General features: G+C 61.2%; 12 protein-coding genes. 6 read left to right on the top strand and 6 right to left on the bottom strand.

What is annotated here, in order from left to right; all coding sequences use genetic code 11:
* Positions 1 to 128 precede the first annotated feature (128 nt).
* Positions 129 to 3,359 carry an HAD-IA family hydrolase gene (locus BISU_RS04740; RefSeq protein WP_051246294.1) on the bottom strand — a complete coding sequence of 1,077 codons (3,231 nt, stop codon included), beginning with the start codon at positions 3,357 to 3,359 and terminating at the stop codon, positions 129 to 131.
* 214 nt (positions 3,360 to 3,573) lie between these two features.
* On the opposite strand from BISU_RS04740, the gene BISU_RS04735 reads away from it, so the two are divergent.
* Complete coding sequence (locus BISU_RS04735; protein WP_024464582.1) at positions 3,574 to 3,795, top strand: hypothetical protein; 222 nt, start codon at positions 3,574 to 3,576, stop codon at positions 3,793 to 3,795.
* 50 nt (positions 3,796 to 3,845) lie between these two features.
* Here the strand turns inward: BISU_RS04735 and BISU_RS04730 are convergent, their stop codons facing one another.
* Positions 3,846 to 5,498, bottom strand: a complete 1,653-nt coding sequence (locus BISU_RS04730) for a helix-turn-helix domain-containing protein (protein ID WP_024464581.1) — start codon at positions 5,496 to 5,498, stop codon at positions 3,846 to 3,848.
* Positions 5,499 to 6,037: 539 nt separating this feature from the next.
* Between BISU_RS04730 and BISU_RS04725 the strand changes: the two genes are divergently transcribed.
* From BISU_RS04725 to BISU_RS04705, 5 genes are all read left to right on the top strand, one after another.
* Positions 6,038 to 6,844 carry a substrate-binding periplasmic protein gene (locus BISU_RS04725; protein ID WP_024464580.1) on the top strand — a complete coding sequence of 269 codons (807 nt, stop codon included), beginning with the start codon at positions 6,038 to 6,040 and terminating at the stop codon, positions 6,842 to 6,844.
* Between the two features lie 72 nt (positions 6,845 to 6,916).
* A complete protein-coding gene (locus tag BISU_RS04720) occupies positions 6,917 to 7,576 on the top strand; it encodes an amino acid ABC transporter permease (protein WP_033503406.1) in 660 nt (219 codons plus the stop codon).
* 10 nt (positions 7,577 to 7,586) lie between these two features.
* Positions 7,587 to 8,426, top strand: coding sequence for an amino acid ABC transporter ATP-binding protein (locus tag BISU_RS04715; protein ID WP_275039977.1), 840 nt, complete (start codon positions 7,587 to 7,589; stop codon positions 8,424 to 8,426).
* Positions 8,427 to 8,534: 108 nt separating this feature from the next.
* On the top strand, positions 8,535 to 9,917 hold the full coding sequence (gene gabT, locus BISU_RS04710) for a 4-aminobutyrate--2-oxoglutarate transaminase (protein WP_051246293.1): 1,383 nt from the start codon (positions 8,535 to 8,537) through the stop codon (positions 9,915 to 9,917).
* A gap of 666 nt (positions 9,918 to 10,583) precedes the next feature.
* Positions 10,584 to 11,477, top strand: coding sequence for an NAD(P)-dependent oxidoreductase (locus BISU_RS04705; protein ID WP_081672833.1), 894 nt, complete (start codon positions 10,584 to 10,586; stop codon positions 11,475 to 11,477).
* Between the two features lie 231 nt (positions 11,478 to 11,708).
* On the opposite strand, the gene BISU_RS04700 is transcribed toward BISU_RS04705, so the two are convergent.
* The 4 genes from BISU_RS04700 to BISU_RS04685 form a co-directional block, all read right to left on the bottom strand.
* Entirely contained in the window at positions 11,709 to 11,906 is a 198-nt protein-coding gene (locus BISU_RS04700; RefSeq protein ID WP_152599295.1) for a hypothetical protein, read from the bottom strand.
* Positions 11,887 to 12,603 carry a zeta toxin family protein gene (locus BISU_RS04695; protein ID WP_033503404.1) on the bottom strand — a complete coding sequence of 239 codons (717 nt, stop codon included), beginning with the start codon at positions 12,601 to 12,603 and terminating at the stop codon, positions 11,887 to 11,889. Before BISU_RS04695 ends, BISU_RS04700 begins: the two co-directional genes overlap by 20 nt.
* 479 nt (positions 12,604 to 13,082) lie before the next feature.
* Complete coding sequence (locus tag BISU_RS04690) at positions 13,083 to 14,591, bottom strand: multicopper oxidase domain-containing protein (protein ID WP_033503402.1); 1,509 nt, start codon at positions 14,589 to 14,591, stop codon at positions 13,083 to 13,085.
* Between the two features lie 122 nt (positions 14,592 to 14,713).
* Complete coding sequence (locus BISU_RS04685) at positions 14,714 to 16,183, bottom strand: hypothetical protein (protein WP_024464573.1); 1,470 nt, start codon at positions 16,181 to 16,183, stop codon at positions 14,714 to 14,716.
* Positions 16,184 to 16,197: the final 14 nt, after the last annotated feature.

Genomic DNA, 16,197 nt, shown 5'->3' with positions numbered 1-16,197 from the left:
GCTCGAAGATGTGCTTTGGCGAAGGGACGAGCGATGCCGCGCTATGGCCGCCGACGTCCACTGGCGTCCGTCGTCATCCGTCGCAGCTGCCGTGCCCTGCCTATCGCGGCACGGCACGGCTCACCTGTTCAGACAGTAGTAAGCTGCCCCTGAATGCGGAAGTCGACCGGGTCGCCGGAGATACGGGTCACAGACACATCGTCACGGGTGACCAGCACCTCGAACTTCGAACCGTGCACGGCGATCCGGTAGCGCATGCTGCGCCAGGGATGAGGCAGGCGCGGATCGATGCAGACCGTCTCGCCGCCCGAATCGCGCAAGCCCCCGAAGCCGTCGACCAGCACGCCCCAGATGCCGCCGGCTGCGGCCAAATGGATGCCGTCGCTCGTGTTGTAATGCAGATCGGCGACGTCAGTGAACAGCGACTTGAGGAAGTAGGCGTAAGCCTTGTCGCGATAGCCGACTTCAGCCGCGATGATGGCCTGTGTGGCCAGCGAAAGCGTCGAATCGCCGGTGGTCAGCGGATCGTAGACGTCGAAATCCGTTTTCTTCTCGTCCAAGCTGAAATGCGAGGACAGCATGAATAGCGCGAGCACCGTGTCGGTCTGCTTGAGTACTTGATGGCGGTAGATCTCCATCGGGTGATAATGCAGCAGCAGCGGACGTGCCGCTTCGCGCTCGAAGTTCCACGGCACCCGATGCAGGAACTGGGAATCCTGCAAATGCAGCCCGGTTTCCGGATCCTGCGGCAGGCTCATCGCGCTGGCCGCGCTGCGCCAGTTGCCCAGCTCGTCGGGGCGGATATGCAGCCGCTGGCGGATCTTCGCGGCGAGCCGAGGATCGCTGTGATCGAAGTGCTCAAGCGCGTCGGCTGCGGCGGACAGATTGAACTGCGCCATCGCGTTGGTGTAGAAGTTGTCGTCCACCAGCGTGGTGTATTCGTCCGGGCCGGTCACGCAGTTGATGTGGAATCGACCATCCTTGCCGAAGCGGCCGAGGTCGGCCCACATGCGGGCCGTCTCCACCAGAATGTCAATGCCCTCCTCGCCCAGATAGTCCCAGTCGCCCGACACTCCGACATATTGCATCACCGCGTAGGCGATGTCCGCGTCGATATGGTACTGCGCCGTGCTGGCCGGGAAGAAGGCCGAGGCCTCCTCGCCGTTGATGGTGCGCCATGGGAACAGCGCCCCGTCCACGCTCATAGCGGCCGCGCGCTTGCGGGCGGCGGGCAGCATCCGGTGGCGGAAGGAGAGCGCGTCGCGGGCCTGATCGGGCCGCGTGTAGGTCAGGAAGGGCAGCACGAAGGTTTCGGTATCCCAGAAGTAATGCCCGGAATAGCCCGAGCCGCTCAGGCCTTTGGCTGCGACGCCGTTGGGCACGAAGGCCGTGGTTTGCGCGAGCTGGAAGAGCTCCCAGCGGATGATCTGCTGGATGCGCCCGCCCAGCATCGTGTTGTCGGATTCCGCGGAAGTCAACGTTCCCACTTCTGTGCCGGTCTGTGCGCCGGCTGAGCCTGCGGGAGTCGAATCCGCGCCATTCGCGTCATCCGCAGCGGCTGAATCCGAGTCCGGGCCGGCGGCGGTTGGCTTCCCATCAGCTTTCACGCGATCCGAGTCCAACGCCACCTCGATGTCCGAATCCTTCCAGAACGCATCAAGCCATTCGCGCTGTCTGTCCAGCAGAGCCGACTCGCCCAATGCCGCCGCGTCCCTTAGCGTCGCCTCGCAGCGCCGTATCAGCTCATCGGTGTTCTGGCTTCTGCTCTCGGGCAGCACCAGGCCCTTGCGAATGCCCTGGCCGCTCACCGGATCGGTGTGGTAGGCGATGTAGCGGGTCGCGTGAGCCGGCTCGTCATGGGAGGCGACCACGTTGAAACTAGTGCCGGTCGGCCTGCCGTCGATCGTCTGCAGCGAGCCCATGGCCATGCCCATATGCGAATTCACGCAGCGGTAGGCGTGCAGTTCGGCCGGGCCCATGGCCTCCTCGATCGGCGGGCGTTCGACCTCATGCAGGCCGCCTTCGAGCAGCTGCTCCATCTTGCGCGGATCGTCGGAATGCTGCATGTCGAACAGGTCGTTATTCGCCGGCGCCTCGACTCGCACAATCAGCTCAGTACCGGGCTTGTTCACACGCACGGTCAGATTGCTGACCGCCAGATGCGCGTTGAACAGGCATACCATGCGTTCGATGTCGATCTGCACCAGCAGATCCTCGACCTGGTATTCGCGGTGCTCCTGCGCGATGCCGGTGCGGAAATCCACTTGCTGCGCACAGTTGACAGGGTGTTCGAGCGGCACTCCGTCAATCAGAAAATGATAATCAGTCGCATCCGGCACGCCCTGGATGACCTGGCCGACCTGTGCGTAGCCGTACGCGCCCTCCGCATGCCTAATGGGGAAGGTCTCGTGGTAGCCGCTCAGGAATGTGCCGAAGCCGAGGCGTCGCTGGTCGTCGCCTGCGCCGCGGATGCCGATCGCGCCGTTCGACAGGGAGAACAGCGTGCCGCTTTGCTCGTTGGGCGGTCCTACCTCGACGAAGGCCCACGGATGGACCGGGTTGCGGATCTCGCTTAACGGGTCACCGATGCGCTCGGGGTCGTAGACGCGACCGTAGTCGTGCACGTAGGACCCGTCGATCATCTGCGCGAGCTCGGTCACCACGATGTCGGCGCCCGATTTGAGCAGCTGATCGCGCCCCACGCCCCTGTCGACGCCGATCACCAGGCCGAAGCCGCCTGACGAGCCGGCTGCGACGCCGGAGAGCGCGTCTTCGATCACCACTGCCTGATCGGGCGCGATGCCCAGCATCTTCGCAGCGTACACATAGGTATCAGGCGCGGGCTTGCCCCGCAGGTCCTGCTCGGAGCGCACCGTGCCGTCCACGATCCGGTCGAAGAAGCCGATGATGCCGGCTGTCTCAAGCACCTCCACTGCATTGCGCGAACTGGAGACGACCGCCAGATACAGCCCGGCGGCCTTCAGATGCCGCAGCACGTCCACGACATCGTCATAGGCTGCGATGCCCTGTTCGTGCAGCAGTTTTTCGAATACCGCATTTTTGCGATTGCCGAGCCCGCAGACCGTCTGCGCATCCGGATCATCGCCCGGGCTGCCCCATGGCAGCTCGATGTTGCGGCTCTGCAGCAGCGAGGCCACGCCGTCATAGCGCGGCTTGCCGTCCACGTATGTGAAATAGTCTTGCTCCGTGTACGGCGGCACCGATGCGGGCAGCGCATCGTCGAAAAGCTCCTTCCATGCCGCCTTATGCAGGATGATCGTCGGCGTGAGCACGCCGTCCAAGTCGAACAGCGCGGCATTGTATTGCGCAACAGAGCGGAAGCCTTTGCTTGGGGCCATAGGTCATCATCCTTTCACCGCGCCGGCGCGTGCGCCGGGCGCGAAATACTTCTGCAAAGGGCAGGAACACGACTGTTTGCAATCATAGCGATGCATGCGCCCATGCGCCCGGAGAGAATCGGCCGGCAGGCCGAGTCGTGGGGAGGTGCTGGGGGGGGGTGCTGTCGGGCAAATTAGTTGGATACCATTGAATAGGCAAAGGAGGCAATGGGCAATGAACGACATCGTGCGCCGGTATACATACCGTATTCAGTGGTCCGACGAGGACGAGGAATATGTGGCGACTGTTTTGGAGTTTCCTGGACTTTCGTGGCTCGCTCCGAATGAGTTGGAGGCTCTGCAGGGCCTGCATATGGTGGTCGAGGAAGCCGTCAACGATTTGCAGGAAGACGTCGTGAGCTTAGCGCGCCCCATTTGTGACGGTTGCGACGGCTAAGAGGCACAAAAGGGGCAGCGTATCGGTAGCGCACGGTGAGAGACGGGCCGTCATCGCGTGGAAGGAGTGGAGTCTACCTGCTTTGCGTATTCCGCATTGAGCGCGAGCCACAGCTCGGCTCGGGTCTGAGGGTCGTTGAGCGAGCGGCCCAGCGCCTGCTCGGCATCGTCCAGCCGTTTGGCAAGCGTGTGGCGATGGATGCCCAGCAGCTTCGCGGCGCGGTCGTTGTTGCACAGCTGCGTGAGCCAGACCAGGATGGTATGGCACAGTTCATCGGAGCGCTGGTCCAGTGCAATCGCCATCGCATGCGCGGCGTCCGCGTCGATGGCTGATATCACGGAATTCGAAGCTTGCGACTGCGCTATCTCGTCGAAGCAGACGATTCGGCCGTGTGGGGCATCGCCGTCGTTCTCGCCCGTGGAGCCTGTGGAACCGGTGAAACCCGTGGAAAACGATGCGTGCGCCGAGTGGGCTACATGGGCAGTTGGCGCGGCTTCGGCCCTGCTCGCGGCGACCAACGCCTGACGCTGCGCCTCCCGGACTCCGTGCCAATCGCAGGCTCCGGAGATGCCGATGGCGACTTGGTATTTGCCTGACAGCGCTTTCGTCATGCGGCGGTAAGCCTGCGCGGAGGTGATAATCCAGAGCGAAGAGTCCAACTGTCCGAAAATGCGGTCGGTGAGCTCGCTTCCCGACCGCCGGATTGGCGAGATCTCCGCCGCGATGGATGACAGCTCCTGCTGCGAGCCATGAACGGCGATGGCGCGCAGCGGCTCGCGAGGCATGTCGCAGTCCCACAGCGGTCGCGCGAAGTCGCGCAGCATTGCGCCGTCGCCGTCGAAAACCTTGCGCATCATGATGCTTCGCATCTGGTGCAGCGTCTCATCCTGCCCGTGCCGCCTGAACAAGGCCAGCCGAAACAGGTTCACGGCGAAGGCGATCAGGGTCTCGTCGAACTCGGTTGCCTCCATGCGCGACCCCGTGACCAGCGTTCCCAATCCGGTGCCGTCGGCCGAGCGCAGCGGCAGGATTCGCACATGCTCGCCCTCGACGCGCGTGCTTGCGGGATGCTGGTTGCCGCCGGAGCTCGCCGCCATCGCGGCGAACGCTCTGTTTCGCGCGCTGAGATGCGAGGACTCCGCCACGGAGCCGTACGGGGTGAGCAGAACGCACCATCCGCCGATGCCTGTGGCGAGGTTCAGCGTCATCTCGCGTATCGGATCCTGGGAAGACGCCGCCTGCACGAGATTGCGCATGTTTGAATACGCTTGGCGAAGCTGTGTGCCGGCCTGGGATTCGACGCCATGCGCTACCGCGTTCATGACCAGTGAGAACGGCACCTCTATGGGTATCTCCAGCACCGGCAGGTTGCGGCTGCGGGCATAGTCCAACAGAACCTGCGGGATGGTCTTGTGCAGCAGGCGTGTGCCGAAGGCCAGTGCGCACACATGAGCACTGGTTATATTGTCGATGAAGACGCGGGCCGCTTCGTCGACCGCGCGAGCATTGGCGCGGGTGCGACGCGGAATCATCCCTCCCGAGGTCACGATGATCTCGTTGCTTTGCGAGAACATTTGCGGGTTGATGAGCTCCGTCGGATGCGACCAGAAGATCTCCCGGCTCATGGCCTCGGGGGAGCCTTCGACGCGCAGCAGCAGACCCAGGCTCGCGTCATGCGCGAGATCGTTAACTGTCAAAGCCATAATGTTCGCCTTTCTGATGCTCGACGTGTCGTGTCGCCGAGCTGCTCGGCTGCCTGATTGTCTAAGCCCGGTTGCCCATTCGCTTTCGCGTACGCGCAGATGCGCCATGTGCGCGTGCGTTGGGCTCGCGACGGTCGGCAATGCGAACCGCATGCTGCATGCTGCATATGCATGCACGCGCGTTACGCAGCAGCTATGCAAAATGTCCTGCACTGCCATCATATGGCCATAATGTATATCGAATATGCAGAGTCTCATATCGCGTCAGATGCCAATACTATCAAGGCCTGAGCGGCTTCGATAAGCCATCGGGGCATATGGCTCGTAACATAACGAACATATAGGCAATACGTGGTCATAGCCCAATCGAAAAGACCGTGTAATCATGGCGAAATCGAAAACGACCTTCCCGCGGCAAGGATATGAGGCATAGGAAACGAGAGACGCCCGCATCCAGCGGCGGCCGGGAGACAATGCCGAGGCATGCCGACCGAGCCGGTCAGCGTCGATCGACAGGCAACCAACAGGAGGACAATCCCATGAAGAAGTTTGCCAGAACAGCGATTGCGGCCGTCACGGTCGCCATGCTCGCCTTCACCGGCGCGTGCGGCAGCTCAGCCGGCTCCAGCAGCTCCAGCAGCGGCTCTGATTCCAGCGCCGAAACAGTGACGATCGGCACGTCGAACGATGCACCGCTCGCCTTCATCGACAAGAGCGGCACGCTCACCGGCATCGACGGCGACATCATGATGGCCATCGCGAAGGAGAACGGGTGGAAGGTTAAGAACTCGGTCACCAGCTTCTCCACGCTCATCGCCAGCCTGAACACGAAGAAGATCGACATCAGCAACGATGCCATGTTCATCACGCCTGAGCGCAAGAAGCAGGTCAACTTCTCCGATTCCTTCTATGTGCTGCATGATGCCATCATCGTCAAGAAGTCCGAGACCTCGGTGAAGACCTACGACCAGCTCAAGGGCAAGCCGCTGGGAACGGTGACCGGCACGGCCTATGCCGATCTGCTCAACACGCTTTCTCCGGGCAAGGTCAAGCTGTTCGACTCCCAGGCGACCATGGTCCAGGCGATCGTGAACGGCGACATCTACGGAGCGGTCACCGACCAGCCCGTCGCGGCCTACAGCCTCAAGCAGAACCCGAACCTGGACATCCGCGTCGTCAATCCCGAAACCCCGCATTACAGCAACGAGGTCGCTCCCTGCGTCCGCAAGGACGACAGCGATCGGCTGGCGGCCATCAATTCCGGCCTGAAGAAGATCAAGGCGAATGGCACCTACGACAAGATCATGAAGAAATGGGACATGCCCGCCAGTTCCTACATCAAGTGACCAGCGACTTGCCTCGCCTATGACCTCGTCACTGTCATATCGTCCATGTCGTCGTGTTGAAAGGTAGCTACGTTGGAATTCTTACGTAACACGCTGTCGATGATTCCGCTCTTGGCCTCGGGCATTCCGATGGTGCTCAATCTGACCTTCTACTCCCTTATTCTGGCGGTAGTGGTCGGGTTGGTCCTCTCCCTGGTCAGGATCGCGCACATCCCGTTCCTCAATCAGGCGGTTGTGGTGATCGTCGAATTCCTGCGCGGCACTCCGCTGCTCGTGCAGCTCGTATACATCTACTATGTGTTCCCCAACATCGGCATCCATATCGATCCGATCGCTTCGGGCATCCTCGGCTTGGGCCTGAACTACGCGGCGTATGTCTCCGAGGTCTTCCGCTCGTCGATCAATTCGATCGACCGGGGGCAGATGGAGGCGGCGCTTTCCTTGGGCTACACGCCGCCGCGCGCGATGGCGAAGATCATCATCCCGCAGTCGCTGCGCGTTTCGGTGCCGCCGCTGGGAAACTACGTCATTTCGATGGTCAAGGACACGGCGCTGACTTCGGTGATCGCCGTGACCGAGATCCTCAAGCAGGCCAATGTCGTGGCCACCACCACGTTCCAGGTCACCGAGGCCTACACCGCGGCAGCCATCATCTACCTGGCCATAAGCCTGCCGCTTTCCGGATTGGTCAAGCTCGCCGAATGGAGGGTGAACCGCAATGTCGCCAAATGACAGTATTGATATGACCGATAATCCCGATAAGACCGACAAGCCGTTCATCATCGAATGCAAGGATGTGCGCAAGAGCTTCATGATTCCGCTCGAGCACCCCACGTTCGGGCAGCGGCTCCATCGCGAGCGCAGGCCCAAGGAGGTGCTCAAGGGCATCGATGTGGCGGTGCGCGAGGGCGAGGTGTTCGCGCTGCTCGGGTCGAGCGGTTCGGGCAAGAGCACGCTGCTGCGCTGCATCAACCATTTGGAGATACCGGATTCCGGAGAGATCGTGGTCAATGGCCGCGAGATGGGCATGCAGTCGATCAACGGCGTGAACATGCCGGCGAAGACGAGCGAACTGGCCTCGCAGCGTTCGGAGATCGCGATGGTGTTCCAGCATTTCAATCTCTTCGCCAACAAGAACGTGATCGGCAACGTCATGATGCCGCTGCGCGACATCCGCGGACTAGGGCGCGACGAAGCCCACGAGGTGGCGGTGGCCAGCCTCGATAAGGTCGGGATCGCCGAAGAGCTGTTCAACATGTACCCCGACCGGCTCTCCGGTGGCCAGCAGCAGCGTGTCGCCATCGCCAGAGCGCTGGCCATGAAGCCGCACGCGATCCTGTTCGACGAGCCGACCAGCGCGTTGGACCCGGAGCTGGTGGGTGAAGTGCTGCAGGTGATTCGCAGGATTGCCGACGAGGGCACCACGATGATGATCGTGACCCATGAGATGGCGTTCGCGCGCGGCATCGCCGACCAGATCATCGTCATGGACGATGGCCGAATCGTGGAGCAGGGCCCGGCGCAGTCCGTGTTCGACAACCCGCAAAGCGACAAGATGAAGGCCCTACTCAAGGAGATCTGAGGGCTGGGACCTGAGTGGGTTCTGGGCGCTCGGACGGTGTGGCAAAAGTTCAACTTCCAACATAATTCAAACAGCGTAGCGATGCTACGGAAAGGCAGAATGATAACGATGGCACAAGATACGGCAACGCTTACTCAATCGGGCACGACGGCACTCAAGGATGTTCCCCAGATCGCGCGCAAGCTGGTGACTGAAATCCCCGGGCCGCGCTCGCGTGCGCTCATGGAAGAGCACAAGCAGTATGTCAGTGCCGGCGTGGGCGCGGCGATGCCGATATTCGCCGAAAGCGCGTCGGGGTCGGTGATCACCGATGTGGATGGTAACCGCTTCCTTGATCTGGCGGCGGGCATCGCGGTGACGGGCGTGGGCAATGCTGCGCCCGAAGTGGTCGATGCGGTGCAGAGCGAGGTCGCCAAGCTGACGCATACGAACTTCGCCACGACGCCGTACGCCGGGTACGTCGAGGTGTGCAAGAAGCTGGCGGAGCATACGCCGGGCGACTTCGCCAAGAAAAGCGTGCTGCTGAATTCCGGCGCTGAAGCGGTGGAGAACGCGGTCAAGATCGCGCGGCGCTACACGGGCCGCCCGACCGTCATCGTGATGGACAATGCCTTCCACGGCCGCACGAATCTGACGATGTCGATGACCACGAAGGCCTCCCCGTACAAGCGCGGCTTCGGGCCGTTCGCGCCGGATGTGGTCAGCGTGCCATATTCCTACCCGCTGCGCGATAGTTTCGGGCAGGACGGCGTCGCCGCTGCGAAGGCGAGCATCAAGCGCATGGAGCTGCTGGTAGGCCACGAGGATATCGCGGCGATTATCGCCGAGCCGGTGCAGGGCGAGGGCGGCTTCATCGTGCCGGCGGATGGGTTCCTCAAAACGCTGTGCGACTGGGCGCATGAGCATGGCGTCGTGTTCATCAGCGACGAGATTCAGGCCGGCTTCTGCCGTACGGGCAAGTGGTTCGCGTCCGAATACTTCGGTGTGGAGCCTGACCTCATCACCACGGCCAAGGCGCTGGGCGGCGGTCTGCCGATTTCGGCGGTGACCGGCCGGGCGGAGATCATGGACGCGGTGCAGCCTGGCGGCATCGGCGGCACCTACGGTGGCAACCCGGTCTCCTGTGCGGCCGCATTGGCTGCCATCGGCATCATGGAGAGCGAAGATCTGCCCGCACGCGCCGCGCATATCGGCGACGTGTTCCTCAGCCGGTTTGGCTCCCTGCCGGAGCGCTTCGACTGCGTGGCTGCTGTGCGCGGATTGGGCGCGATGCAGGCCATCGAATTCGTCAAGCCCGGCACGATGGAGCCGGATGCTGAGATCGTCGGGCGTATCGTCGATGCGGTGCGCGAGGCGGGGCTTATCATCCTGACCTGCGGCATCAACGGCAACGTGATTCGCCTGCTGCCGCCGCTGGTCATCGGCGACGACGAGCTGGACGAGGCGCTCGATGTGCTCGAAGCCGCCATCGCCGAGTGCAGCGCGCAGTAGTCGGAGCAGGTGGGGCGCATTTGGCGCTCGTTCGGTGTGATTGTGGTCTGAAAGGGCCAGTGGCTGCAAGAATTGTCATGTATGATCGGCTATCTGCCTTGTGTGTGGCGTTAATGGGAGGCCGCGGAGGTCTATCTGCGTTATGTGAGGCGTTAATTCCTTGGTATCGCGAGTATCGCTGGCTGAAAATGGCGGTTTTGGAACGCCTGATACTCGGGTCTCTTCACAGTAGCGCCTCACATAACGCAGATAGGCCTCCGCAAGGCCTAGGTAACGCCTCACATAACGCAGATAGCCGATTCCAAAGCAGGGAACGGCGGTCTCGGAGAATGGAACCGTCTGTGGCCGTCGCTGTGGCGCAATGCTGCGGCTGTACGGTATGACTGTGGCACGAATGGTTGATGAGGCCGATATTTGCGCCAAGCGGTCAATCAGCTCATGCTCAAGCCAGCGGCGTAGCGTGAATAGGGCGCGTTGGCATACTAGCGACAATTGCTGTATACCTGCCGCATAGTGGGTTGACATGCCAACAGCCTATCCAATCGGGGCAAAGAGCCAATGCATCGACACATCGGTGTCGTGTCGGGCGACGATATGGTGCTGGCTGTGCCATAGTGCAACAAAGCGTGCGGCATACTTACTGCAGCCAAACAATCGGAGGAATGAATGATGGATAATACAGAGACCAATAAAGCTATGAAAGTCACGGTGCTGGGCACGGGCATCATGGGTGGGGGCATCGCGAAGACGCTTGCAGCCGCAGGGTTCGCCGTTACGGTGTGGAACCGCACTCCTGCGCACGCCGAGCCGTTGCGCGAATATGGCGTGAAAGTCGAGCCGGAGCTTGCCGATGCGCTTGCTGAGGCCGATGTGATTCTGGTCGTTGTATATGACGCTGCCAGTGTGCTGGATGTGCTCGGGCGCGGCATCGGGGCGGCTCCGGCTAATGCGGTCTGGGTGCAGATGGCGACGATCGGCGTCGAAGGGGCGCATCATGTCGCGCAGCTTGCCGAGCAGCAGGGCGCGAATCTGGTCGAAACGATGATGATGGGCAGCAAGGATCAAGCCGAAAGCGGTGCGCTGACGCTGATTGCGGGCGGGCAGCGGGCGCTGTTCGACCAGGCTGGCCCGGTGCTGGATGCGATCTCCACCAAGCTCGTGTACTGCGGCGAATCCGTCGGGTCGGGCAGCGTCGTGAAGCTCGCCTGTAACCTCTGGCTGGCGTGCATCACCTCCGCCGCCTGCCAGTCCGTGGAGCTGCTCAAAGGCGAGGGCGTCGACCCGCAGCTGTTCCTTGACGTCATCACCGGCATGACGACCGACTCGCCCTACGCGCACCTCAAGGGCGGCAAGGCCATCGCGGGCGATTTCTCCGCGCAATTCGAAGTCAACGCGCTGCTCAAGGATCTGGGACTCGTCGGCGAGGTCATGGCAGGCAGCGGCTTCCGCACCGATCTGCTCGAACGTCAGCAGACGCTCTACGATCAGGTGCGCGAGCAGGGCCACGGCCACGACGACGTCAGCGCGGTCGCGCTCGCATTCGAGTCGCCGCGCGGGTGAGCGTGGGCGGTGTGCGGATGAGTGGGAAGGTGCGTAGCTGTAGCTGTGGGGCGGGGGGGGGGGCGGCGGATGCGAGACATTCGTGAGGCATGGCGGGCATGCACACCGTCTCATGTATGACATTTATTCGCCGTAGCTGTCGCCGATGAGACAGAGTATATTGAAAGTCTTCTCGAAAATGTAATTCGAGAAGACTGTGTCCGGGGACTTTTGCCGAGGAGAATTCCTGCCTTATACGATGGCTTTGGCATCGGCCCGGTGTATCAGTTCGCGCTGTCGATCATTTGCTTTTCGCGCGGTGTAGAGCAGGAGGAGCTCGATTTCACCTTGGCTGGCTTTCGTAAAGAACAGGGAGAAATCGCTGCCATATTTGCGGACGGCGTGCTTGACACGCACATATTCTATGGCATTATTGAGCATTTCCTTCATGCGACAGCTCCCTTCTTAAAGTTGTCTCAGTATAGTTCAACGGCGTAAAATTAGCAAGATTGTGCTCGACCGGATGTATTCTGCGAACCTTGTTATTGAACTCTTTTTCGATGACGGTCAAGACAATCTTCGGGCCGATTGTCGGGTCATTCATCGCCTTTTCCACGTTTTCGCGGGACCTGAAATATGATGTGATGAACGAATCAAGCGGAATATTGCGGCCTTCGATCTTCTCGCGTGATTGTGTGAAGCCCCATGCGATTTTCGGCTGTTGAAAAATAAAGTATATCTGGACACGAAAGCCGTGATCCAACGCACGCTTGATATTCAGCGTCGCATTCTTCGACGAAAATGTTGTATCGAGTATGAATGAGTACCCGTCGTGAATTACCTTGTCAAAAACCTTTTCGACTGCGACATTCGTGGCAGATTGGAAGAGATACGAGTTCTCACCATTATACTTTTCGAACTTCTCACGGAAAAGATCAGCGTTGATCATGACCGGCCGTTTATTAAAAAGTCCTGCGAGTTCCTCGGCATATTCGGTTTTACCGCTGCCCGGCGTACCAGCCATGAAAATAGCAAGCTTGCTCCCAGCGACGGACGATTTGGCCTCATCAATTGCCATATCAATGAAGATTCTTGGGTTTCGCTTTGCAAACTCGCGCGCTTCCTCGATGATTTTCGCATCGTTCATGAGTGGATATCCCTCCGTGATTATCAGTAGATGTCAAGTGTTGCTCGCCATCGAGCCTTGAAATCTTTCCTTCGACCTGATTCTCGATTGTACCGAAACGATGAAGCATGCTTATTCATTATGCCCTTTCGGTATCTGGTCCATCTCATTGCTGTGGTTTTCGTGAGTGAGTTCGGCGTATGGCACGCATAGGGTATTCACGTCTGTGCTGCATGGTGAAGCTGCGCGGTTCAAGTGCGCAGTTCGCTGGTTTTGTGATCGTGCAATCTTGATAAATGATTCGCTTTGAAAACGTGATTACTCGCGTTACGACAGGAAAACAGCGCGAGTAACCCTGGTCATCCAGAGCGCCCAACACGCTCGGGTTCGTATGCACAAGTCGGTGGATAGCGATTTTCGGCCGCGTAAAATGGCCCCTCGTATGGGCTATTGGCCGACTTGTGTATACAAACCCGGCCGCGTTCGCGCACGTGACACGCTCACGAAACGTCGAGCGTGCCGTGGGCGCCTTTTTCGGCGAGGGACATCTCGTGGTTGACGATTGAATAATGACCGGGCTCGGTGGGGGTGAACTCGACGAAGCCGCCTTGCGCGGGGAGCAGCGGCAGCTCCTGGGCGCCGGATGTGCCGGATTCGCTGCTGGTCGTGCTCGGTGCCTGACCTGAATTCGTGTCTGATTCGGAGCCTTGGCCCGATCCTGTGCCCGCTCCCGAACTTCCGCCAAACCCATTGCGAATGCTATAGGCGCCTTCCGTCCATACGGTGTCGAACTGGGTGCCGACGACGTGGAAGGCCCAGGATTCGTTCGGCCCGGCGTCCAGCGCCCAGATGCGGATGCGCTGGCCTGCTGAGGCTTGCAATGGGTGGGCGTCGTATTGGAACGGCCTGCCGTTGAATGCCATGAGATCTGGCGTACGATTGGCGATTTTCGTAGCGTCGGCGGGCTTGCCGTTCGCGCCGAGATAAAGCTCCGACTGGATGAGCACATAGGAATGGTCGACCGGCGGCAGGTTCTTCGGCTCGATGACGACCGCGCCGAACATGCCGTTGGCGATGTGATTCGACATGGGCGCGGTCGAGCAGTGGTACATCCACACGCCCGCCCTCGCCGCGGCGAAGGAATATCGCAAAGATTGCCCTGGCGCGATGGTGCGCATGGGCTGATCGGGGGCGACCGTTCCGGCGTGGAAGTCAATCGAATGGCCCATGCTGCCCTTGTTCACCAGCGTGACGTTGAAGGTGTCGCCGACCCGGCCGTGCAGCACCGGCCCGGGCGTCGAGCCGTTGTAGGTCCAGATTTGGCGCGTGACGCCGCTGGCGAGCTGCTGCGTGTGCTCGGTGACGGTGAGCGTGACATTATGCACTGTGCCCGGCTCCAAGGCGGGCAGTTCTGCAGGGTAGGGCTGCTCAGCTTTGGCTTGTTGTTTGAGTGCTGCTGCGCTAGGGATTGGGGCGTCGGCGGCTGTTGCGTTGCTGCCGGAATTGTTGCCTGTTGCGCTGGTTCCTGCGTCACTTCCTGCGCCGTTCGCGCCATCCGCAGCACCGTTTCCGGTCGCCTTCACGCTCAGACTCATGCCCATTTCGCGATGTCCGGCCAGCGAACACCAGCCCTGCATATCGCCCGCGACGATGCCGACATCGAGATTGTGCCGCGCACCCGGCGCGAGCGTGGGTGCAGACGCGCCGTTGGAAAACACGAGATCGTGGCTTTGCGTATCGTCATTGACGAACACGACGCGCAGCCGATCCCCGACATGCACCTGAATTACGTTAGGCACATAGGTCATGTCCTTGGCGCGAATCGTCGCCGTGACGGTTTTCCCTGTCGGCGTCACCTGCGTGGTTGCAGATGATGGTCCTGCTGAGGCTGTGGTCGTAGCGCCGATATTGCCCGAGGTTGACAGGTCGGCGGCCAGACTTGGGCGAATCAGGATGGCGGCGACAGTGAGACACACCACCGCAATTGCGCCCGCAACCAACCCGCCCATATGCTGTGCCGGCGATGCCAACTCGCCTGGAAGCGCTCGTGGCCCGTGAGGGCGGCTGGGTTTGCGCGGTTGATTGGGTGCGCTAGGTGCGTCGGTGTTGTCATTATCATCATGCGATGCGTTCATGCGACTGCGCTCCGATCATGTGAAGGTTGCTGTGCGGTGGCGACGGCGGTGACTGTGGTGGCAACGGTTGCGGCAGCAGCGGCTCGTTTGCTCCGCGATTGGCGGATGCCGGCGACCGCGAATAATGCGATATCGACGACGTATGTAGCCAGCACGAGCGCCCACCACACGCGCTGCAATAGGCCGATTCCAGACGTGAAGCCTGTGAATCCGAGCAGCAGCAAGGCGGTATTGCGGATGGCGAAGCGCACTGGCCATGCTGTTTCCAGCGCCTGCATGCCTTCGCGCATGACGGCCGGGCCGCCGCCGATGACCACGGGCATCAGATAGGTCAGCGCGGCGATGAAGATCTGTGCCAATCCGCCACCGCCCAGCAGCGGCAGCATGGGCAGATTCGCGGCGCGCAAAGCGCTGATATCCGTGGTGAACAAGGCGCGAAGAGCAACCGCAATGAGCATGACGACAGACCATATGACTCCGGCGGCCATCGACCATGTGGCTAGGCTGCGCGGCGGGCGCTGCCGTGCGCATCGCAGCAGCGGAACCGCGACGCCATAGCTGGCGGCACCGGCGAATCCCAGCAATCCCGCGCCAATCCCAATGCCATTGCCCACAGCGGCGCTGACGACGGCGACCAGAAGCGTGGCCGTCAGCACGGGCAAGGCTCGCTGTGCTGCGGCAGGGGCATCCGGGTCAATACGTGCTCGCAGCATCGTGGGCCCAAGCGACACCAGAGTTCCGGCGATTGACAGTCCGACCCATCCGGCGACGGCGGCAAGCGCATGCGCCACGGTCAGGGCATCGCGGCTGCGCACCAGCCAGGCTGCCGGATGCGTGCCGAGCATCGCTTCGACCACGAATCCGGCCAGCACGCAGGCCACTATAAGGAATCCCGTCGCGGTTGCGTAGTAGCGAATCACGACGGCGAACCGCGCCTGCGAGGCCTTTGGAGCCTGCGATGTTTTCGTTGTCTTCGGCGCTTGTGATGCATTGTGCGCGACCAACAGCAAATCCGCGCCATGCCACGCGAGTATGGCGATGACGGCGGCATCGCAGGCGATCGCCGACGGTGCCGAGCCCAGCCATATGGCGGCAAACAGCGCGACCAGCACGACATTGAACGCCAGCGCGCGAATCACATTGTTCACTCCTGCGTGCCTGTCGCCGGCTGGCAAGTGCAGCAGCGTGCGCGCGAAGAACCACGACCATTGCAGAATACCGTTCGTCAGCACGCCCAGCGCGATCACATGCACCATGGTCCACAAGGGCTTGGGCAGTTTGCCCGCAGCTAACAGACCAATCGCGAGCAGCGCCACGGCAGCCACCATCCACGCGGTCGCGTACCGGTCGGCGCGTGCCCGCGAGGCGATGGTGCGGGTGGCGTGGGTGCGGTCGTGGCTGGTGGCGGTGCTGGTATTACTCGTATCCGAACCCTCATATTCGCCGCTTTTTTCATTAACGCTCATTACCATTGTCTTCC

Source organism: Bifidobacterium subtile (assembly GCF_000741775.1).
Lineage (GTDB): Bacteria > Actinomycetota > Actinomycetes > Actinomycetales > Bifidobacteriaceae > Bifidobacterium > Bifidobacterium subtile.
This window is presented reverse-complemented; position numbering and strand designations above follow the sequence as displayed.